23 protein-coding genes are annotated in these 20,755 nt (G+C 32.4%); 11 read left to right on the top strand and 12 right to left on the bottom strand.

What is annotated here, in order from left to right:
• Positions 1–9: 9 nt before the first annotated feature.
• Positions 10–708, bottom strand: a complete 699-nt coding sequence (locus tag RT250_RS06455) for a DUF4331 family protein (RefSeq protein ID WP_313113187.1) — start codon at positions 706–708, stop codon at positions 10–12.
• Positions 709–857: 149 nt separating this feature from the next.
• Between RT250_RS06455 and RT250_RS06450 the strand changes: the two genes are divergently transcribed.
• Positions 858–2,063, top strand: coding sequence for an LETM1-related biofilm-associated protein (locus RT250_RS06450; protein ID WP_313113185.1), 1,206 nt, complete (start codon positions 858–860; stop codon positions 2,061–2,063).
• A gap of 10 nt (positions 2,064–2,073) precedes the next feature.
• Here RT250_RS06450 and RT250_RS06445 read toward each other — a convergent pair whose 3' ends face one another.
• The 6 genes from RT250_RS06445 to RT250_RS06420 all read right to left on the bottom strand — a co-directional run bounded on the left by RT250_RS06445 (position 2,074) and on the right by RT250_RS06420 (position 8,021).
• Positions 2,074–2,829: a LytR/AlgR family response regulator transcription factor gene (locus tag RT250_RS06445; RefSeq protein WP_313113183.1), complete on the bottom strand. Its 756-nt coding sequence runs from the start codon at positions 2,827–2,829 to the stop codon at positions 2,074–2,076.
• 137 nt (positions 2,830–2,966) lie between these two features.
• Positions 2,967–3,269 carry a 2TM domain-containing protein gene (locus RT250_RS06440; protein ID WP_313113181.1) on the bottom strand — a complete coding sequence of 101 codons (303 nt, stop codon included), beginning with the start codon at positions 3,267–3,269 and terminating at the stop codon, positions 2,967–2,969.
• Positions 3,270–3,271: 2 nt separating this feature from the next.
• Positions 3,272–3,589, bottom strand: a complete 318-nt coding sequence (locus tag RT250_RS06435; RefSeq protein WP_313113179.1) for a 2TM domain-containing protein — start codon at positions 3,587–3,589, stop codon at positions 3,272–3,274.
• A gap of 97 nt (positions 3,590–3,686) precedes the next feature.
• On the bottom strand, positions 3,687–5,015 hold the full coding sequence (locus RT250_RS06430) for a 2TM domain-containing protein (RefSeq protein ID WP_313113177.1): 1,329 nt from the start codon (positions 5,013–5,015) through the stop codon (positions 3,687–3,689).
• Between the two features lie 69 nt (positions 5,016–5,084).
• Entirely contained in the window at positions 5,085–5,744 is a 660-nt protein-coding gene (locus RT250_RS06425) for a hypothetical protein (RefSeq protein ID WP_313113175.1), read from the bottom strand.
• Between the two features lie 123 nt (positions 5,745–5,867).
• Entirely contained in the window at positions 5,868–8,021 is a 2,154-nt protein-coding gene (locus RT250_RS06420; RefSeq protein WP_313113173.1) for a TonB-dependent receptor, read from the bottom strand.
• A gap of 301 nt (positions 8,022–8,322) precedes the next feature.
• Here RT250_RS06420 and RT250_RS06415 point away from each other — a divergent pair, with 301 nt between their 5' ends.
• Both RT250_RS06415 and RT250_RS06410 read left to right on the top strand, forming a co-directional pair.
• Positions 8,323–8,919 carry a YdeI/OmpD-associated family protein gene (locus RT250_RS06415; protein WP_313113171.1) on the top strand — a complete coding sequence of 199 codons (597 nt, stop codon included), beginning with the start codon at positions 8,323–8,325 and terminating at the stop codon, positions 8,917–8,919.
• 25 nt (positions 8,920–8,944) lie between these two features.
• The gene (locus RT250_RS06410; RefSeq protein WP_313113169.1) at positions 8,945–9,274 is read left to right on the top strand and encodes a hypothetical protein; all 330 of its coding nucleotides are present in this window, start codon (positions 8,945–8,947) and stop codon (positions 9,272–9,274) included.
• Between the two features lie 9 nt (positions 9,275–9,283).
• On the opposite strand, the gene RT250_RS06405 is transcribed toward RT250_RS06410, so the two are convergent.
• Positions 9,284–10,561, bottom strand: coding sequence for an NAD(P)/FAD-dependent oxidoreductase (locus RT250_RS06405; protein ID WP_313113167.1), 1,278 nt, complete (start codon positions 10,559–10,561; stop codon positions 9,284–9,286).
• Positions 10,562–10,672: 111 nt separating this feature from the next.
• Here RT250_RS06405 and RT250_RS06400 point away from each other — a divergent pair, with 111 nt between their 5' ends.
• Both RT250_RS06400 and RT250_RS06395 read left to right on the top strand, forming a co-directional pair.
• Positions 10,673–11,167, top strand: a complete 495-nt coding sequence (locus RT250_RS06400) for an RNA polymerase sigma factor (protein ID WP_313113166.1) — start codon at positions 10,673–10,675, stop codon at positions 11,165–11,167.
• Positions 11,168–11,173: 6 nt separating this feature from the next.
• Positions 11,174–11,818 (top strand): DUF8845 family protein, encoded by a 645-nt coding sequence (locus tag RT250_RS06395; protein ID WP_313113165.1) that lies wholly within the window; start codon positions 11,174–11,176, stop codon positions 11,816–11,818.
• Positions 11,819–11,840: 22 nt separating this feature from the next.
• Here the strand turns inward: RT250_RS06395 and RT250_RS06390 are convergent, their stop codons facing one another.
• Entirely contained in the window at positions 11,841–12,644 is an 804-nt protein-coding gene (locus RT250_RS06390) for a lysophospholipid acyltransferase family protein (RefSeq protein ID WP_313113163.1), read from the bottom strand.
• A 132-nt stretch (positions 12,645–12,776) separates the two neighbouring features.
• The gene (locus RT250_RS06385; RefSeq protein ID WP_313113161.1) at positions 12,777–13,418 is read right to left on the bottom strand and encodes an NUDIX hydrolase; all 642 of its coding nucleotides are present in this window, start codon (positions 13,416–13,418) and stop codon (positions 12,777–12,779) included.
• 83 nt (positions 13,419–13,501) lie between these two features.
• On the opposite strand from RT250_RS06385, the gene RT250_RS06380 reads away from it, so the two are divergent.
• Entirely contained in the window at positions 13,502–14,227 is a 726-nt protein-coding gene (locus RT250_RS06380) for a peptidylprolyl isomerase (RefSeq protein ID WP_313113159.1), read from the top strand.
• A 295-nt stretch (positions 14,228–14,522) separates the two neighbouring features.
• Here the strand turns inward: RT250_RS06380 and RT250_RS06375 are convergent, their stop codons facing one another.
• A complete protein-coding gene (locus tag RT250_RS06375; RefSeq protein ID WP_313113157.1) occupies positions 14,523–15,146 on the bottom strand; it encodes a trimeric intracellular cation channel family protein in 624 nt (207 codons plus the stop codon).
• On the bottom strand, positions 15,143–15,868 hold the full coding sequence (locus tag RT250_RS06370) for an RDD family protein (RefSeq protein ID WP_313113154.1): 726 nt from the start codon (positions 15,866–15,868) through the stop codon (positions 15,143–15,145). Before RT250_RS06370 ends, RT250_RS06375 begins: the two co-directional genes overlap by 4 nt.
• 38 nt (positions 15,869–15,906) lie before the next feature.
• Here RT250_RS06370 and RT250_RS06365 point away from each other — a divergent pair, with 38 nt between their 5' ends.
• From RT250_RS06365 to RT250_RS06345, 5 genes are read left to right on the top strand one after another with little or no spacing between them, the layout of a single operon-like run.
• On the top strand, positions 15,907–16,881 hold the full coding sequence (locus tag RT250_RS06365; RefSeq protein WP_313113152.1) for a stage II sporulation protein M: 975 nt from the start codon (positions 15,907–15,909) through the stop codon (positions 16,879–16,881).
• The gene (locus tag RT250_RS06360) at positions 16,856–17,773 is read left to right on the top strand and encodes a hypothetical protein (protein WP_313113150.1); all 918 of its coding nucleotides are present in this window, start codon (positions 16,856–16,858) and stop codon (positions 17,771–17,773) included. The genes RT250_RS06365 and RT250_RS06360 overlap by 26 nt, the downstream gene beginning before the upstream one ends.
• A complete protein-coding gene (locus RT250_RS06355; protein WP_313113147.1) occupies positions 17,766–18,491 on the top strand; it encodes a hypothetical protein in 726 nt (241 codons plus the stop codon). The genes RT250_RS06360 and RT250_RS06355 overlap by 8 nt, the downstream gene beginning before the upstream one ends.
• Entirely contained in the window at positions 18,481–19,668 is a 1,188-nt protein-coding gene (locus RT250_RS06350) for a DUF4350 domain-containing protein (protein ID WP_313113146.1), read from the top strand. Before RT250_RS06355 ends, RT250_RS06350 begins: the two co-directional genes overlap by 11 nt.
• Positions 19,669–19,672: 4 nt before the next feature.
• Positions 19,673–20,665 carry an AAA family ATPase gene (locus tag RT250_RS06345; RefSeq protein ID WP_313113144.1) on the top strand — a complete coding sequence of 331 codons (993 nt, stop codon included), beginning with the start codon at positions 19,673–19,675 and terminating at the stop codon, positions 20,663–20,665.
• The last annotated feature ends 90 nt before the right edge of the window (positions 20,666–20,755 follow it).

The raw sequence follows: 20,755 nt of genomic DNA, 5'->3' as shown, positions 1-20,755 counted from the left end.
TAACACGTTTTAAATCTTTCTTTTAGACTCTACCCAAACATTATAAATTGGAGTATCAGGTGAAAATTGATTTACTCCTACTGTACCACCTGGAAGCATTGATTTTGGAAGCTCAATGACTACACTTAAAACATTTTTTCCTGCGTAATAATCTGTCCCTTGAGAACTGAATTCTGTTGCATCACCAGCTAGTATACTGTTGTACTTGTTTAAATCAAAAAAGAAAGGATCTTCACGTGGTCCAGCAAATAGTTTTATGCCATCTATTTCAGCAACTTGAATATCATCCACAGTAGAAATTTTCACACTTCTTCTTGGGCTTGAGGTTAAAATGGTACTTCTTAATCCTTCATCCCCTGTATACTCGGGAACTGCTGGACCAAAGAAATGCATAGAATCTCCACGTTTGATAGCTTGGATAACTAGATCTTCTTTAAGGTCGTTGTCTTTGTCTATATTAAATTCTATTAACACTGATTCGTCAAAAACAGCTTGCTCGGTAGCCTGTCCTGCTGGCAATAACCCTTGGATATTAGCAACAAAAACAAAGTTATTATTGTTTTCACCTTGAAAGGCGTAAAAATCTGCTATATCTGCAGAGGATCCTTTAACCGATGGAGCATCCATATGATCTGCCGACATCAAAAATGCAGATAATGCAACCATTCCAAGGCCACCTATTACCGCAAAAAGTTTTGATTTTTTCATCTTTTTAGTAAGTTTTTATTAATTAATTTTACTTGTTCATTTTAACTTAGGTCTAAATGTACAATCTTGATTTTCAAAAATGCGATATTTTTTTGGGAAACAAGAAAAAATCAAGGCTTGAAAAGTCAAAAATATCTATAATTAACTCGATGAACCCCTCAGCACCCGATTGGATACTAAAATTCTTAAATTTATTTGAAAAGGAGGAGCTTGTTGATGCTTTTAAGAACAACCATCAATTCTATGAAGCTTTAAGGCAAACAGGATTTATTTATGGTGTTACTGTTTCTGTTATTCCGAAAAAATCTCTTGGACATTTAAAATACACTAAAGAAGAGCTTACTAAAATTAATCTCTTTCATACTTTACTTTTTCAATATTTTCAAAACAATGAAAACGGCAATTACGACGATGCCATAAAAAGTATTCTAACGTTTTATAAACACTTAGAAAAAGGGAAAACAGGATTTTTTCAAATGTTTTCTATGGCACAAAGTCCGTCAAATACTTTAGAACATATACTAACAGCGCGATTACAGTCGGTTAACACTATTTTAAAGAAGAATACAATTTCTTTACTCACCCACGCCCTACTCTACCTTGATGTTCTTGCATTTAAACAATGGCAAAAAGATCCTAGTTCAGTGAAATCTTATTACCGTGAATTAGAATCAACTACCTTAACTGCTTGTTTTTACACCTTAGTTTCTAAAAAAGAAAAAACAAAATACGATAAGTTATTAGTAGAGTTTTTTGAATCATCATCAGATTATATAATAGATTATAGTGAAGGTGGCGCGGCTACTTTTCTAGAGAGTTTAAACTACCTCAACAGCGATAAAAACTCCTTAGAAAAACAGTTTGTATTAGACTTGTGTAGCCTTACTGTTTGGGAAGATCTTACTATGGACATTTCTGAACATCAGTTTTTACAACAATTATTAGTCACCTTGAACTTCTCTGAAAAGGATTTAGAAGTAAGTCTTTTAGCTCTTAAAAATTTTGCTGAAAAATACACGGAAAAAATTCTACTTTTCGAATACTCACACCCTGTAAAGCAATTCTATAAGCAATCCTCTGCAACCGTTAAATTATTAATTCTTAGAAATAAAGATAGACTTGCTCGAGAACTTGAAGAAAGCGGTGAATTGGTTGTTTTACTTGGAAACTCTACAATTCGTGATCTAACGGCAGAAGAAAAGTATAAAGTGAAAGAGCAGTTGTTAGACATTTGTAAGTCTATACCTTCACTCACTATTTTTCTATTACCGGGAGGAAGCTTGCTACTACCGTTATTAGTTAAGTTTATTCCGAAGCTATTGCCGTCTTCTTTTCAGGAAAATAGAATCAAATAACTTTTTATATTTACTCCAACCAAAGTTTAAAGTCTTTCACCCGCTCACGGGCCACAACAACTTCCTGTTCTTTATAATTATTTAATTTTAATTGAAGTCTAGAGTTTGTATAAGATATTATATCCTTGATTGCGTTAATATTGATGATATATTTCCGACTAATCCTAAAAAATAATTCTGGTGAAAGTTCTTGCTCAAGCTGTTCTAAAGTTGTTTCTAAAAGATAATCTCGCGCATCTACCGTGTGTGCATAAGTGCCTTTGTTTTCAGAATAAAAACACTCTATCTCATCTACCCCAATCATTTTGATATGCTGCCCTATTTTTGTTGTAAATCGTTTTTTATACTCGCGTTCAACTGGATTTACAAGAAGCTTTTTAATATCCTCAAAATTGATTTGTAGACTTTTGTTTGAAGGTTTTAAAAACATGTATTTTTTAACGGCAGCTTGTAACTCTTCTTCATCTATAGGTTTTAATAAATAATCTATACTATTAAGCTTAAAAGCCTGTAAAGCATACTCATCAAAAGCTGTGGTAAAAATTATCGCACTGTTAACCTCAACAACATCAAATATTTCAAAAGAAAGTCCATCACTTAATTGAATGTCTAAAAATATTAAATCGGGATGCTCGTTTATTTTAAACCACTCTACTGCCTCTTCAACACTGTGCAACATTTGACTTATATTAACATCGTGTTTCGCTAACATACGTTGAAGATAACGTGCTGACGGTTTTTCATCTTCTATAATTATTACATTCATATTGTTTAGTAAAAATTGTGTGAGTTATTCTAGCGTTTTCATTTACGTATTTTCAAACTAAAAGTACTTAGCCAACTTTAAAAATTAGTTTTATCTATTATTTAAATTTTCATTGATGCTTATTGCAAACCAACTTGCTATTCCTCTTCTAAAAACTGTTTAATTTTCTTTTCTTCCCATTGCTTTAAATAAACATTATTAAATTTAAATTCAAAGAAAACATAAATAGCATGTGACACTAATCCTATACCCCAGAAAAAAGCAACTGTGTAATTACTCCAGTGTTTAAGGTCTAAGGGTTTACTGTTAAATACATTAGCAGAAAAGAGAAGAATTATAATATTAACTATTACAAAAACTAAAAGGTGGCTATAGAATCCTTTTAAAATTTCAACTTTTTTCTTAGCCCGTAAATAGGATAAACTTTTCTTGACCTCCATTTTTAATATGATTCAAATTCACTTTTATTTTCTCGACTTTTCTCTTCTTCCATATACTGCTTAATCTTACGGTTCTCCCAATCTTTACCCATAAATGGTGCCCATTTAAATACTTTAATAGCTTGGAAAAAAATTCCGATTCCCCATCCAAAAGCAGCCCATAAAAACCAAGGATTTTTAAATTCGTTTACATAGTAATTTAATCCCGCTAAAGCACAAATAAAAATGACGTACATCGCAACATTAGTGTAAAACTTTTTGATTTCTTCTACACGTCGTTTTGCCTTTATATATTTATAATCTTTTTTATCAATTTCCATAACTGTAATTTTAAACCTTCTCTTAAAAGTATCGAATAAAGTCCTCGCTGTAAAGAGAAAGACACCGAAGTGTCATTATTAAGCGACAAACTGTAATTTATTCATCTTTACTCATTAGTTCACGAATTTTTCTTTCTTCCCAGGACTTGCTAAAAAATGGATTGTAATTAAATGTTTCTGATGCGTGACCTATTACTCCAAATCCCCATCCAAAAATTGGAAATAACGCCCAAGGAAATCCTGCGTGTGAAATTATATTTAAGTAAATAAGTACTGGAATAAAAAACACAAAAATAGCCAAATGCACATAAAACCACTTTAGCTTTTCCACTCGTTTTCTAGCTTGCTTAAATTTCTTTTCTGAAATAAATACTTTTGATGAATTCATAACTTCAAAGTTTTCTGCTAATATTGGTATTGCAACACTAAACTCCTCTTGGTTTTTACTAATAGTAACGGGTTGCTTAGTAAGCAGCGCATACCTTTCTCGAATGTTTCGCAGCCCTAAACCTGTGCTTTGTTTTAAAACTTGTTTAGGCTGAATGTTATTGGTTATTATTAAAACCCCATCTCTTTCTGTTATAGTAATATGAAGTTTTTTCGATGGCATAACTTGATTGTGTTTTACAGCATTCTCCAAAAGTAATTGCAGCGATAATGGCACTACCTTCGCTTGCGAGTTTTTTAAATGTTGTGGTGTACTAAAAATGAGGCTATCCTCAAATCTTACTGCTAATAGAGACATGTAGAGTTCAGCAAACTTTAATTCTTCTTCTAAGGTAACTAGCTCTTTATTCTTTTGTTCTAAAACATAGCGATATACTTTTGATAGCGATGTTGTAAATCGTGTAGCTGCTTCAGGGTTTTCTTCAATTAAACTAGTAAGTACATTTAGGCTATTAAAAAGAAAATGAGGATCTAACTGATTTTTTAGGGCATCAAACTTTGCTGAAGCTGTTCCAGCAATTAGTTTTTGTTCGGTTACAATGGTTTGCTGTTTATTTCGATAGTAATAAAAAGAATAAAATATTGCAGTAATTACTATAGAAATAATGAATGAGAGGTAATAATAATTTATTTTTTCAGAAGATATAAATAATGAAAAATCTTTTCCTCCTATTACTACTTGTGTAATTATACGAATAGCAAAAAGCGCTATTAATGTAACCAAAACACCTCCTAAAAGCCCTTTTAAAAGATTTTTAGTTTTAAAGACTTGATTGGGAAATGTCTTGAGTAAAAATCCAAAGTAGTAGGCATTAGCCAAATATAGAATTACAGAATATAATTGGTTGTACGAAAAAGCAATCAGCAGCTGACGACCATTCTTAAAAAAATGTCCATTTATATGTTGAATTATCACAAGAATGATAAATACAATCGTCCCTACAAAAAATGCTTTCCCTATGTCTTTAAAAATACGCACTAAATGATTAATTTAAAATTTACACACAAGAATATCAATTGATTAATAATCTTGGGATTATGATAATATTTACTTACAACTTTCTGCAACAATTTGCTTTGCTCTTTCTTCACCATAGGATGGGTAAAACTCTCCTTCGGGTTTAAAAGTAGCAAAAAGATCTATCGCACGCTGAAGGTCTTTGCAGTAAGTATCTATTGTTTGATTAAAATATTTTGCACTTCCTATATCCCACTCAGCTTTAGCCAAGATTATTCTTGGATTTTCTGGAGCCATAGCTAAAGCCTGGTTGTAAAGCGCTGTAGCTTTTGGAGAATAAGTCATTCCGTATTGCTGACCATCAAATACTATCCAAGCGGTATACAACTGTGCTTGCAGCACTAATAATTCAGGATTACCTTTAGATATAGCTGTAGCATCATTTATAAAATTCTGTGCTTTATCTAGTTGTGCTTTCAACTTCGCTGGGTCTTTTTCTGTAAAACTATTTATAATATTTATTTGAGCTACATAATAAGAAGGCAACCAATTGTCTACCTCTACTGTCGCAATTCTTTCAAAAACATTAGCTGCTTCCCAAGACTTATCTTCCTGCCAAAGCTTGAATGCGTTTTGCATTCCTTGTTGGTATTTGGTTGGTTCCGAAACTTCTGCTGAAGTTGTTTGAGCCTCTACCTGCATAATAAAAGCAGTTAAGACTATACTTAAGTAAGTGAGTACGTTTTGCATAATTGATATTTTAGTTTTGGTTTAAAAGTTTTATTATTATTCAAATTTCCTTTAATACTTCTATTAATTAAAAATGAAACAACCGAAATGTTAATAACATTGACTGAATTGTATATTTAACTACTATAGATTATCTAATTGATTATTTTTCCCGTCTTCACTAATAGTCCAAAAGAAACCAACAAAAAAGAATTGATCTGCTGCTGGAAGTAATTTTCTTCTTGCAAAATTCCCATTGGCGTCAGGAGTATGTGAGTACTGATATCCATTCACATTTTTAAAAGCGAAAGCATTATTTATGGAGAAATAAAGTATCTTTTGTTGCGATAATAAGTACGCCCAGTTTAAACTTACGCTATTATAATCTCTAGCTTTTTTCTGAAGAAATCCAGGCGAATTTAAATCGGTGTAAGTTCTACCACTGCCATATTGATAGCTAAAACCTATCTGACTTTTCCAGTCTTCAATCCAATATTTAGCAACAACCGAAAGATTATGTTTGTTCGCAAAGTTTGGTGTCGCCTTAATAGGGTAATCTTTATATTTTCTTTCGGTATCCAAATATGAATAGCTTAACCAATAATCTACATTCTTTATACTTTCGTTATCGCGCCAGAAAACATCCAATCCTTGGGCATAGCCATTTCCTGTATTATCAAACAAACTATTTACATCGGGGATGGATTCGTTGTATGTTACTAGCTTGTTATATTGCTTTCTATAAACCTCAGCACGAAATATTCTATTGTTTGCAGCATATTGATAGTTTAATATGTAGTGTTGGGTGTGTTGGGCTTCTACGTTTGTAGTAAACTTTAAAATTTCATTATCTGGTTGTTGAAAGAAGTCTCCATAAGCTAAAGAAAGCTGACTATTCTTACCTGTTTTAAAAGCAAAGGATGCTCTAGGTGAAATTGTAAAGTCCTGAAACAATTCACTATATTCCCCACGAACTCCTAATTTTAATGCAAGTTTTCGAGAGAAGATGATATCTGCTTCGGTAAAAAAGGCAGACATATTATTTTTAAACCCAATATTTGCTGAAAAATCAGACGCATTATATTTTTCATCAAAATCGGTAAGAAACTGCTCCACACCAAAATTCAATTTAAAATAATTACTAAAACGTTTGTTGAGCTTTAATTTCAAATGTGCCGAATTTTCAACATCCTTTATATCTGCTTTGTCTATGTTTACTTTTGTATTTGCGTATGTATAACTCCCACCCCCAAAAATTGACCATCCTTTATTAAGTTTTTTAGAGTAACTAGCATTAGTATAGAAATTCTTATTAATCAACTTAAAATACAGACCTTCTGCATGATTAATATCTTCTTGTGTTAGCTCAAAATTTGAAGAGTCGAATGCGCCATAAACCTTTAGTAATCCGTCTCCAATTTCTTGTCTAAAAACGGCCTCTCCAGAAGCTGTTTCAAAGGGTTTTTCCCAAGTATTTCTATCAGGAAGCACGGCAATGTAAGGAGCAAGATTTATATAAGATGTATTCAGACTCAAAGATGAATTATTCCATTTTTCGGTGTGTCCTATCCCTCCACCAACGCTCATAATTGCAATATTTGTCTTTTCCTGTACAGGTTCGTCTATGGTATTCAATAGTAAGACTGAGGATAAAGCTTGTCCGTATTCTGCAGAATAACCTCCAGTAGAAAATGTTATACCATCAAACAAAAAGGGGCTGTATCTTCCGCGAGTTGGAATGTTATTGGTTGTAGGGCTATAGGGTGTAAAAACTCGAATACCATCTATAAAGATTTGCGTTTCACCTGCATCCCCACCACGGACAAAAAGACGTCCATCCTCAGCAACGGTTGTGGTTCCTGGAAGCGTTTGTAACGCTCCTACAAAATCACCAACTGCACTTGCTGTTGTTACTATATCCATAGGCTTTAAAACAGAAATTTTACTATTATCGCCCGCTGAAAAGGAACCTGCAGAAATTGTTACTGTTTCTAAAGAATTTACATCGTCACGCAGAACAACTTTAAGATTTTTCAATTTCGAAACATCATCTATCACTGTAAATGTTTCAAACGAAACATAGGATACAGTTAAGGTTTGAACTCCAGTTTCAGCAGTTTCAAAGGTAAAATTTCCGTTTTGATCTGATGTAGTTCCATCATAAGTTCCGGTTAAATATACATTTGCTCCAAATATTGGAACACCTTTCTTATCGGTTACTATTCCCGAAATTTTGCTCTGTGCAAAAAGGGAACATGGAAAGAGAATTATTAGAAAAAAAACTACAGAAACTTTCATCAAATGGTTAATTTTAATTTACAGTTCAAAGATGAATTTTCTACACGCCCTTTCTGAATTAAACAATCCGAACTGTAAAATAACATAGCTCAATTGTAGTTCAAATTTCTTTTTAAAATTTAAAAACTCATATTAAATTGATAATCAACACACAAGCTACGAATTTCCCTTTAAACATTAATAACTTATACCTTATTCTATTTTATTAATTTGAAATTGCCGATAAAGTTGTTTTGCTGCTGTCTTCCTTAGTACGAACAAAAAAAGAATTATTGTATCTTCGGTCTAAATCAATCTTAAAATGACGGATTCAGAAAAAGTTGATATTTTCATCCATAAACAGACAAAGTGGAAAGATAAGCTTCAACTTCTACGCAGTGTTATTCAACAAACTGAACTGAAGGAAGAAGTGAAATGGGGCAAACCAACTTACACCTTTAATGGAAAATTAGTAGTTGCTATGGCTGATTTCAAAAATCATTTAGCACTTTGGTTTCATCAAGGTGTGTTTTTAAAGGATGATGCTAAAAACCTTATTAACGCCCAAGAAGGAATAACTAAAGCCCTAAGGCAATGGCGCTTTAAAGAAGATGATAAAATTGATTCTAAGCTTATTTTACAATATGTAGAAGAAGCAATTGAAAACGCTAAGGCGGGTAAAGAAATAAAGCCTGTTAAGAAAAAAAATGTTTCAATACCTCTTTTACTTAAAAGCGCATTGGCAACTGACAAAGTTTTAAAAGAAAACTTTAACAAACTAACCCCTGGTAGGCAAAGAGAATATGCTGAATATATCGGTGAAGCTAAACGAGAAGCAACCCAACAAAAACGCCTGGATAAGTGTAATGAATTAATTAAAAAAGGCGTTGGATTACACGATAAATATAAGAATTGCTAAAAAATAATTCCTAATCTAATTAAATATGAAAACAGATACTTACACCAAGACTATTTTAACAATCATCGCACTTTGTTTAACTTTTAATGTAGTAAAAGATTTGAATCTAATTCCTTCTGCTTATGCTAATAGTAGCAAGGAAATTGAACTTACAAACAGTATAATGGATGTACGTTTAGTTGACATTAATACTTACGACAAACTAAATGTCAATCTAAAGAGCATTGACACTTATGATGAAATGAAAGTAAATATTAAAAAGGTGGAATCCTCAAATGCATTAGATGTAAATATAAAAGAAGTTGGAGGAAGTTGGATAACAAGTGGAAACCCGATTCCTGTAAAAATTAAGTGATTTTTAAAGCTATTTTGATTTTTTAAAAGGTCTAATTATTAATCTAGCAGCTTTATCGTAATTGATATAACTATAGGTCCAATTAAAAAAAGTTACCACTCTATTTCTAAAGCCAACTAAAAACCACAAGTGAACAAACATCCATAAAAACCAGGCTATTGCACCACCAAAGTGTAATTTTCCTATATCTACAACTGCTTTGTTTCTACCAACGGTTGCCATAGTTCCCTTATCGTTATATTTAAAAGGTTTCATTTTTTGACCATTAAGCATTCTTTTAAAATTATCTCCTAAATTTTTTCCTTGTTGAATTGCAGGTTGCGCTACTTGGGGATGCCCTTTAGGAAAGTCTTTGGTCTCCATTAATGCTATATCTCCTAAGGCGTAAATGTTTTCAAAATTTTCAACCTTATTAAATTGGTCAACTTTATACCTATTTGCTTTTTCAACTAAAGCTTTTCCATCGATACCTTTAATTAAAGCTCCAGTTACCCCTGCAGCCCATATAAATGTTGCAGTGTCAAAAGTTTTACCATCTTCTGTAGTCACAGTTTTCCCATCATAACTACTAATAAAAGTTTTCAAGTGAAGTTCAACACCAAGTTTTTCTAAGAACTTTTGTGCTTTTTTTGAAACCTGTTTACTCATTGGTGGCAATACCCTATCCTGCCCTTCAATAAGGTGAACATTCATTTCTTGTTCGTCTATATCGGGATAGTCGAACTCCAAAATTCCTTTCCTAAATTCGGCTAGAGCTCCTGCTAATTCAACACCAGTAGGACCAGCACCAGCAATCACAAAATTCAGTAGCCGTTTTCTTTCCTTGTCATCTGAAGTAATATCGGCTTTTTCAATATTTTGCAGCATTAAACTTCGGATGTTTAAAGCTTGAGGAACTGTCTTCATCGGCATACTGTTTTTAGCTATACTATCATTTCCAAAATAATTTGTGCGCGTACCAGTCGCAATTATTAAATAATCATAAGTTAGACTACCTATAGAGGTATAAATAGTATTTTCTTCAGTATTAATATGTTGGACCTCAGCCAATCTAAAGTGAAAATCAAGGTTTTTTCTAAAAATTTTCCGAAGCGGATAAGCTATAGAGTCGGGTTCAAGACCAGCTGTAGATACCTGATAAAGCAATGGCTGAAAAGTGTGGTAATTATGTCTGTCAAAAAGTACAATTTGTAGTTCTTCATTCCTAAGCTTTTTTATAAAGGAAACCCCAGCAAATCCGCCTCCTATCACAATTATACGTTGCTCTTTGGTTTTAGGAATATTCATAGTTTTAATTTTTATTAAAGTTACAAATTGTTAAGATGCTTCATATAATTTTTATGACTTTTGTAACAAAGCTAAACTAGCATATACTAACCTATTACCAACAAAATAACTTTGAACAAAGAGCTGGAACATAGTTTTGTCACTCAGATTGAGGAAAATCAAAACATTGTACATAAAATTTGCAGGTTATACACCAACGACAGTGAATCACACAACGATCTGTTTCAGGAAATAACCATACAATTATGGCGTGCATATCCAAAGTTTAGAGGAGATAGTAAGTTTAGCACTTGGATGTACAGAGTTGCTCTTAATACAGCAATTACACTTTATAGAAAATCGAAAAGAACCATAAAAACACAAGATTTTGAAGGAGTTAGTTTTAAAATTTCTTCCGAACCTTATGACGATACTACCGAACAACAACTAAAATTAATGTATCGTGCTGTTAAAGATTTAAACGATATAGACAAAGCACTCGTCTTTCTTTACTTAGAAGACAAGAATTACAAAGAAATTTCCGAAACACTAGGTATTAGTGAGGTAAATGCAAGGGTGAAGATGAACAGAATAAAAGGAAAATTAAAAAACATTTTAAATCCGTAGATTATAATGGATGAATTAGAACTTTTAAAAAAACAATGGCAAAGCCGCGAGCAAGAATTGCCACATTTAAGTTTTAACGACATTTATAAAATGCTGTTGAAAAGGTCTTCTTCCATAGTGAAGTGGATTTTCTTTATCAGTATCGCTGAGATTATTTTTTGGACAATTTTATCTTTCTTAGTTCCAGAATCGAACACTAAGTTTAATAATGATATTGGGATAAACAATGCCCTTATTGTTGTAAACGTTTTCAATTATTCAGTATTTGGAGTTTTTATTTATTTGTTTTACAAAAATTATCGAAAAATATCAATAACCGACTCTGTTAAGGAGCTGATGCAGAATATTTTACGCGCACGTAAAACTGTGAAGTATTTTGTAATTTACAATGTAACTGCTACAGCAGTTTTACTTCTCTGTATTAACATTTATTACTACCTAAACCAAGATATAGTTTTCAAATATATGGTTGAAGATTTTGGTTTAAATAATGTTACTCAGGAAAGATTTATGAGTATGTTTTTTTTAAGTCAAATATTAATTGGAACAGTACTAATAGTACTAATACTATTATTCTACAGAATTATTTATGGTATTTTAATGAAAAGATTGTACAAGAATTATAAAGAGTTAGAAAAAATAGAATTATAAAAATATCTACTTAAAACTTCTCTTAATAGCGCCACTGTCTTTCCTTGTTAAGTTCTTCCTCACTCTGAATTTCTTCAGAAGGAATCACTTTAAGAAATGAAGGATGTTGCTCGATAGCATACTCTAGTTTCTCCACTATTTCTTGAATGGTATCGTTTTCATAATCGAACTCTAAAGGTTTTTTAATATCCATACTTTGAAGGATACCACGCTTTTTAATTCGAAGTCCTTTTTTATCAAAAGACCTTCTAAAACCATCGATTACAATAGGAACTACAATTGGTTTATTCTTTTTTATAATGTGTGCTGTACCGCGACGAATTGGTTTCCATGGCTTTGTTGTTCCCTGTGGGAAAGTAATAACCCAACCGTCATTTAGCGCTTTTGTGATGTTGCTAACATCACTCATTTTTACTTGCTTATTTACTTCCTTTCCCTTTTCACGCCAAGTTCTTTCAATACTAATCGATCCAGCATAAGCAAGAATCTTAGGTAGTAATCCAGCCTTCATCGTTTCTTTTGCTGCAACAAAATAAATATTGAGTTTAGGACGCCATAAGTATCCAACATTTTTAATACTGTCCTCTCTTCCGCTTAAACTAGCATTAAAGACGTGCAGCATCGCTGCCACATCGGCAAAATAAGTTTGGTGATTACTTACAAAGAGAACATTGGAATCTGGTAGATCTTTTATAATCTCACTTCCATGAATTTTTAGCTCATTAAACCCTTTAAAACGTCTATGAGTTAAAAGCCCAGCTATGCGTATAAGCCAGAGTTTAAAAAAAATTATATGTCCGAATGGGTTCTTTTTAAAAAGACTCATTTATCATTTCAGTTTCGTTAAATGCAAACAATGAATTATTGCAGAAAACAGTTGATAGGCCGTTTACTTTTATATTGCAATACCCTTATTAACAATCAAGTTGATTAAACGCAAATATACTAAAATATGCTTTTATAGAACTTTTTTAAGCATTTCTCGCACCTCATTGAGCATCATAGCTGTAGCACCCCATACTATATAACCATTTAAATTAAAAGCTGGCACATTTATGCTTGTAGCGTAAGAAGTAGATAGAGTTTGAGTAATTATATTATTATCATTCATAAAATCGTATAAAGCTACTTCAATTAAAGCTTCAACCTCTTTTTCTTCAGCTACAAATTTTGGAGGCTCAGCTGTTATTCCTAAGAATGGTTGCACAAAATAATTACTAGGAGGTATATAAATTTCTGTAAGTTCTTTTAATACCGAAATAGTATTTCTAGAAACTCCAACCTCCTCTTCTGTTTCGCGAAGGGCAGCATCTTGCAACGAATTGTCTATGGCTTCAAGTTTACCACCAGGAAAACCTACTTGTGCGGAATGCACCCCTTTATAAGTCTTCCGAAGTATTAATATTAAACGTGTATCTAGCGTTTCTGTGGGATAAAACAACGACATTACTCCGGCTTTCTTTGCAGTATCTTTAAGTCTAGCGATTTCTTTTAACTCCTTCAACCGCACTTCGGGCGCCATTTTAAACTGCACCGCTTCACCTGGAAGTTCCATTTTTCTTACTTTTACAATTCGTTTTTCAAATTCACGGAAATTCATTTATAAAAAGCCTATTAATTATTAAACTACGAAGATGAAAAACTTGAATATTACATCTTCAATTTTATCAAATATTTAATTTAATGAAAAAGAAATTTATTGTCTACTTTGCCTATCTAGCTATTGGCTGTATAATATTTGCAAGTTGTGAAGATAAGAAAAAGGCAACTGAAACTGTAATTGAAACTAAAATCAAAAAAGAGGTTGAAGTTGAAGATAACGTTAAAATTGAGAAAGACGAAAAGGCCGATTATCCAAAAATAACAAATGAAAATATGGTTGAGTTTTTAACCGAATACGGGCAAGACAATCCTGAAACAAAGGTTTTAATCACAAGTAGATACGGTGATATTGTAATTGAGTTGTATAAAGACACCCCCTTACATCGAGCAAACTTCATATATCTAGTAAAACAAAAATATTTTGATGAAACCTTTTTTCATCGCGTTGTTCCTAATTTCATAATACAGGGTGGAAATAGTGATTTAGTTTCTACACCCCGTAAACGTGCTGCACTAGGCAACGAGTATTTACTACCTGCAGAAATTATTCCAGGTAGAATTCACAAATACGGAACTGTTTCTGGGGCTAAAGAATACCGTGAAAATCCAGACCACAGAACAGCTCCTTATGAGTTTTTTATATTCCACGGTCCTAAGTCTTCAACCACACATTTAAATGGAAAATACACCATTTTTGGAAACGTTATTAAAGGGATGGAAGTAGTGGAGGAAATTTCAAATGTAAAAGCAGACGATGGCGATTGGCCATTAGAAAACATTTATATTTCTGCGAAGGTTATTGAATAATCTTTAACGGTCTATATAACTATAACAAATAGCTCAACCGCGGATTTAAAACTACAATAGGGTAAAAAGCTAAACAACATATATTTTATATAAACATATGAACCCAAGAGTTCTTTATAGGAAAATTTAATTGGCACTAAATCGAGGTTTTGAAGCAAAGCAACATAAAGCATTGCATATATTTAATCAAAAAAACTGCAGTTTATTTATATCCCGAATAAAATATACAATTGCAAAAAACCCCAGAAATACTTCCTAACGGAGTCGAATACTACCAAGTTAATTTAACCTAACTTTATTGCTGCTCCAACTCTTCCTTTGTATAGATGCTGGGTAATGAAAGTTTGAAGTACACTGCCAATAAACGAACTATAAAAACAATCGAACCTGATATAATTACAATAAAATCTAATGGAATTACAGTTTTCAACAATATAAAATAAACAGCCCCACCTATAATACAGGCAGTTGCGTAAATTTCTTTTCTAAAAATAATTGGGATTTCATTACATAGAATATCTCGCAATACCCCACCAAAACAGGCTGTCATTGTTCCTAAGGAAATACAAATAATTGGTGAAAAACCTGCCGCAATACCTTTTTCTACACCTACAATTGTATAAAGCGCTATCCCAATCGTATCAAATAAAAACAAAGATCTTCGAATATAACCTAGTCTTTTTCTGAAAATTACCGCAAAAACTGTAGCTCCAAAAATTACATACACATAGGTTAAATCTACCATCCAAGCAATTGGAGCACCAATTAATACGTCGCGTAACGTTCCCCCACCCACGGCTGCAACGAAAGCAATTATTAAAATTCCAAATGGATCAAGCCTTTTATGAAGTGCTGTAAGCACTCCTGAAATTGCAAACGCCAACGTTCCTATTATATCTAAAATTAATATTAAACTCACATATTTTGTGTAAAGTGGTTATAATCTTTTAGTATTCTATCAATATACTGTTTATCGTATAAATCTGATGATGTTGCTAAAACCTCTTCAACCTTATTTCGAAGTAATTTCAAGGTACTGAAATCATTAGATTTTAATGCAATAATATAGGTTTCTTTTATTAGTCTCACGTCCTTATCTGTAAGATCAGTAACATTCAAGAACATTGGCTGATAGTTGTCTTCAATTTCCTCTAAAATTGTATGACTTATAGTTACTCTATTCTTTGTGCTTATCACTACAGTTCCGGCAGCATGATCTCCAACTCGTTGACGCTTGTCTGAAAAAATGATAGATAACAAACCAATTGAACCTAAAAATATCCATATATCTACCAATCGGAGCATCCATAAAATAAGGTGATCACTCCAATGAGCTGGACTACCATTAACTTTTACAACCTTAGTTTTCATTGCCATCTTACCTACTGTTCTTCCATTAAAAAGAATATGCATGTACAAAGAATAAAACATTACTGGTAAAAACAAAAGTTGTTGTAAACCAAATACAGTCCATTGATCACTAAATGCCATATGCATTGCATCTGTAATTAACTCTACAATATAGAAATACACAAAAAACAGAAAGATATCTATCAAGAAAGCTAGAATCCTCTCACCTACACTTACAATCTTGTAGTCTAGATTTACGTTTTGAGAAGTATTTATTTCTAGGTTTGCCATTTAAAAGCAAGTGGTTATATTTATCAAAAAATTAAAAGATGCGCGAGGCAGCATTCGTCAAGCAAAATAAGGCAAAATGGATTGCATTTGAAAAAGCAATCACACTTAATTCAAAAATAAATCCAGACCAGCTTGCCGACGACTACATTCAGCTTACTAATGACCTTGCTTATGCGCAGACATATTACCCTGAAAGTAAAACACTTCAGTACTTAAATTCATTAGCATCACAGGCGCATCAAAAGATTTATAAAAATAAAAAAGAATCCAAAAATCGGCTTGTAAGTTTTTGGAAGGATGAGTTTCCTTTATTTTTTTACCAGCACCACCGAATGCTGTTTTATTCGTTTTTACTTTTTGCAGTAGCAACGGCTATTGGAGTGATTTCAGCAGTAAACGACGATTCCTTTGTTCGACTAATCCTCGGGGATTCCTATGTAAACGAAACAATAAATAATATTGAAAAAGGCGACCCTACCGCTATTTATAAAAGTGGAAGCGAAATAGGCACGTTTTTAGGAATAACCATCAATAATATTCGGGTCGCGTTTTTGGCTTATGCTTTCGGAGTTATCACCTCGGTGGGAACTGCGTATGTGTTGTTTAGTAATGGAGTAATGTTAGGAGCTTTTTTTACTTTTTTCTATAACCGAGATTTACTCTTTGAAGCTTCAAAAAACATATGGCTTCACGGAACTATTGAAATTTCAGTAATCGTAATTGCTGGATGCGCAGGAATGGTTATGGGAAATAGTATACTTTTCCCAAAAACGTATTCGAGAAAAGTTTCATTTTTAAAAGGTGCAAAAGACGGACTTAAAATCGTGGTTAGCACCATACCCTTTTTTATTATAGCTGGGTTTATTGAAGGTTTTATTACACGTTATAGCAACATGCCTGTATGGTTGGCTTTGACTATTATATTCTTGTCTTTAATTCTAATTATTTACTATTACATTATATATCCAATTATCCTACATAAAACAAATGCTAAAAAATTATATACCACTTAAACAACAACGAGATGTAGGTGAAATTATAACTACATATTTCGATTTTTTTAAACAGAATTTTAAACCCTTTTTAAATATATTCATTAGTTATAATGGAATATTTATTCTTGGCTTTTTAGGCGTGAGTTACTTGATGGTTACAGGCTTTGTAGGAAGTCTTTCCGCAAATACTATTGGGACTGACTCTTCAATTTATAACATTTATATAGGATTAGGAGCTCTTGGTTTTATTTTTCTATTTCTAATTACTGCAACTTTAAACTACAGTTTAGCCGCAGTTTATGTAATTCAATATGAAGAGAATAAAGGAAAAGAAGTTGTAAAAAGAAGAGTTTGGGAGGTAGTAAAAGAAAACCTAGGGAAAATTGTACTTTTTATTGTACTAATGATGTTGATGTATCTAGTTCTAGTAATGGTAGGTATAATTATTTCTTTTATCCCTTTATTGGGTACACTCGCTTATTATCTTATGATTTTAGGATTTACAAGTTGGAGTGGACTTTCATTTATGGCGTTAATTAACGACAATCGAGAGGTCACTGATGCCTTTGGTGAGGGTTGGAGATTATTAAAACTGTATTTCTGGAAATGTGTTTTATCAAACTTAATAATTAGTATTCTGCTTAGCATATTAATGATGGTTGTACTTATTATTCCAGGTGTTTTAATTAGTCTTTACGCATTTCATTCCTTAGATTCAGGTGTAGATTTAGCCAATTCGGTTGTAGCTAATATTGTTTGGACAATCGCCTTGTCTATTGTACTTATATTATATACCCTTAATCAATCTATGCTTCAATTTATTAATGGTATTTTATACTATTCACTACACGAAGAAACCTACAACGAAGCAACTCGCGAACGTATAGATCAAATTGGAGCAAGTGAATAGATCCATTTTCATATTATTTTTTTTACTGAATTCATTTGCCGCAACTGCATTTGTAAAAGATTCTCTATCCGTAATTGTCGAAAATGAAAATGTCATCCAAAAACAATTTTCTGAAAGCTTATCTGATAAATATTCAGGCAGAGATTTTGATTATGATAAAATCGAAGGAGAAGCCGAGAATTATTTAGGTCGTGCAATTAATTGGTTTTTTAAAACGCTAGGAGAAATTTTTGGATTTGAACTTTCACCTCAGATGTTCGAGCTTATAAAGAATTTTATCTATGGATTACTAATATTTTTTGCTATTTATATTGTTGTTAAATTACTAGTTGGTAATAACGCTTCTTCATTATTCAGTAGAAAAAAGCAAGTAATAGCCCCATTAAATATAAAAGAGCAGCATATTGAGAACGTCGATCTTGATAGCTATATTAAAAATGCTCTCCAAGAAGAAAATTACCGATTGGCAATCCGATATATGTACTTAAAATCTTTAAAACTGCTTTCACAAAATAATATTATCGATTGGCACTATGAAAAAACTAATAGCGACTATTATCGAGAGATTGAAAATCAAAAACTGAAAGAAGATTTTAAAAAAGCATCTTACCTGTACGACAACATTTGGTATGGAGAGTTTGCACTCAATAAAACAGGATTTTCAAGTGCCCAAAGAGATTTTGAACGTTTAAATCAAAACTTAAGTAATGCTAGATAAACGTTCAAAAAGAGTACTATGGATATTTGGGCTAACATTATTGTTAATCCTAATTACAGAGATTGTAAGACCCAAACCCATCGATTGGAGGCCTAGTTATACATCAGTAGATAAAATTCCTTTTGGCAGTTTTGTGTTTTATGAAGAAGCTACTTCGCTATTTAAAGATTCAGAAATAGAAAATATTGACAAAGATCCTTACTTGTTTTTAGTCGATAGCTCCTACACCCAAAATTCAGCATATATATTTTTAAACGACGAGTTGAACTTTGATAAAAGACAAGCTCAAAAATTATTAAAATACGTTGAAAATGGAAATACAGTTTTTATATCTGCACGTAGCTATGGGAGTATTTTACAGGATACTTTAAAAATTAATTTGCATACAAGCTACAGCGTTTTAGAAGAAGAGGTTACTCCAACATTCTTTTCACCTTCATTAAAAGAAAGGCAATTACCACAATTTAAAAAGGGAATATTTAAAACTTCATTTACAGCAATAGACACCTTAAAAACTAAAGCTTTAGGTTACTATGATTCAAATAAAAATAAATTAGACAACTTAAACTTTATTAAAGTAAAATATGGGAACGGTGCGTTTTTACTTCATACTTTGCCCGAAGCTTTTACAAACTATTACCTTCTTAATAACAACGAGCAATACGCTGCAAATTTGCTATCGTATATTGAAGCAGACCACATATATTTAGATGAATATTTAAAGTCCGGTCGAAAAGTAGTTATTTCGCCTATGCGTTTTGTATTGAATCAAGAGCCCCTTACTTGGGCCTACTACGTTTTAATTTGCGGATTAATAATTTTCGTTTTTTTTAAAGGAAAACGTGAACAGCGAATTGTAGAAGTGATTGAACCACTAGAAAACACTTCGGTAGAATTCACCAAAACTATTGCCGATTTATATTTTCAGCATAGAGATTACAGCGATATTATTGCAAAAAAAATAAAGTACTTTTCAGAAACAATTCGAGCAAAATACTTTTTGAATACGAATGCTATTACTGAAGATGTTATCAAGAAATTAGCTTTAAAGAGTGGAAACACTCTAGAAAACACTCAAAAATTGATGCATCTTATTAAAAATTTAAAAGAAAGATCTGTTCATAGCGAAGCCGACTTGCTTGCACTAAACAAACAAATAGAAGAATTTAGATTGTAAAATTATGGAAAATACACAGGAAAATCCGTTAGAGTTTAACTCGCGAATTGATTTAAAAAATTTACAGGAAGCCACCGAAAGAATAAAAACCGAACTGGGAAAAGTAATCGTCGGACAACATGATATGTTGGAAATGCTAATTATTTCGATACTTAGCAATGGTCATTCCTTAATTGAAGGTGTGCCAGGAGTTGCAAAAACTTTAACTGCCAAACTCTTAGCCAAAACCATGTCGGTGGACTTCAGTAGAATTCAGTTTACCCCAGATTTAATGCCGAGTGATATATTAGGTACTTCAATATTCAATGTAAAAACCAACGAATTTGAATTTAAAAAAGGTCCAGTTTTTTCAAATATTATTTTAATTGATGAAATTAACCGTGCACCTGCAAAAACTCAAGCTGCTCTTTTTGAAGTAATGGAAGAACGTCAAGTTACTATGGACGGTAAAAAGTATGAAATGAAACCTCCCTTTTTGGTTTTCGCCACCCAAAACCCGGTAGAGCAAGAAGGAACATACGCACTACCTGAAGCGCAATTAGACCGTTTTCTATTTAAAATTAATGTGCCCTACCCTAGTCTAGAAGAAGAAGTTCAAATTTTAGAGAATCAACACAGTCGTAAGGATAAGTTGGTTTTAGACACTATTTCACCCATACTTAACGCACAAGAAATCGCCGAGTATCAAGACACAATTAAGCAAATAATTATCGAGAGTAATTTACTGAAGTATATTGCCGCTATTGTTGATAATACGCGTTCTAACTCAAACTTATACTTAGGTGCCTCGCCAAGAGCTTCTCTAGCAATAATGAATGCTTCCAAGGCACTTGCAGCTATTAACGGCCGTGATTTTGTTACTCCAGACGATATTAAGAAAATCGCTCCATCGGTACTTCGACATAGAATTATGCTTACCCCAGAACGTGAAATGGAAGGAATTACAGCAGACAAAGTATTGCAACAAATAATAGAAACTATTGAAATCCCTAGATAATCTTAAAATCTATTTTGCTCAGTCTTTCCAACCCAGAATACTTATTGTTAGTAAAATGAAAATAATAAAATAGAAATCCTGATTAAAATT

It is taken from the genome of Aequorivita sediminis (assembly GCF_032080575.2).
GTDB classification, from domain to species: Bacteria; Bacteroidota; Bacteroidia; order Flavobacteriales; family Flavobacteriaceae; genus Aequorivita; species Aequorivita sediminis.
Note: the sequence above shows the minus strand (reverse complement) of the source record. Positions and strands in the feature narration are given on the sequence as shown.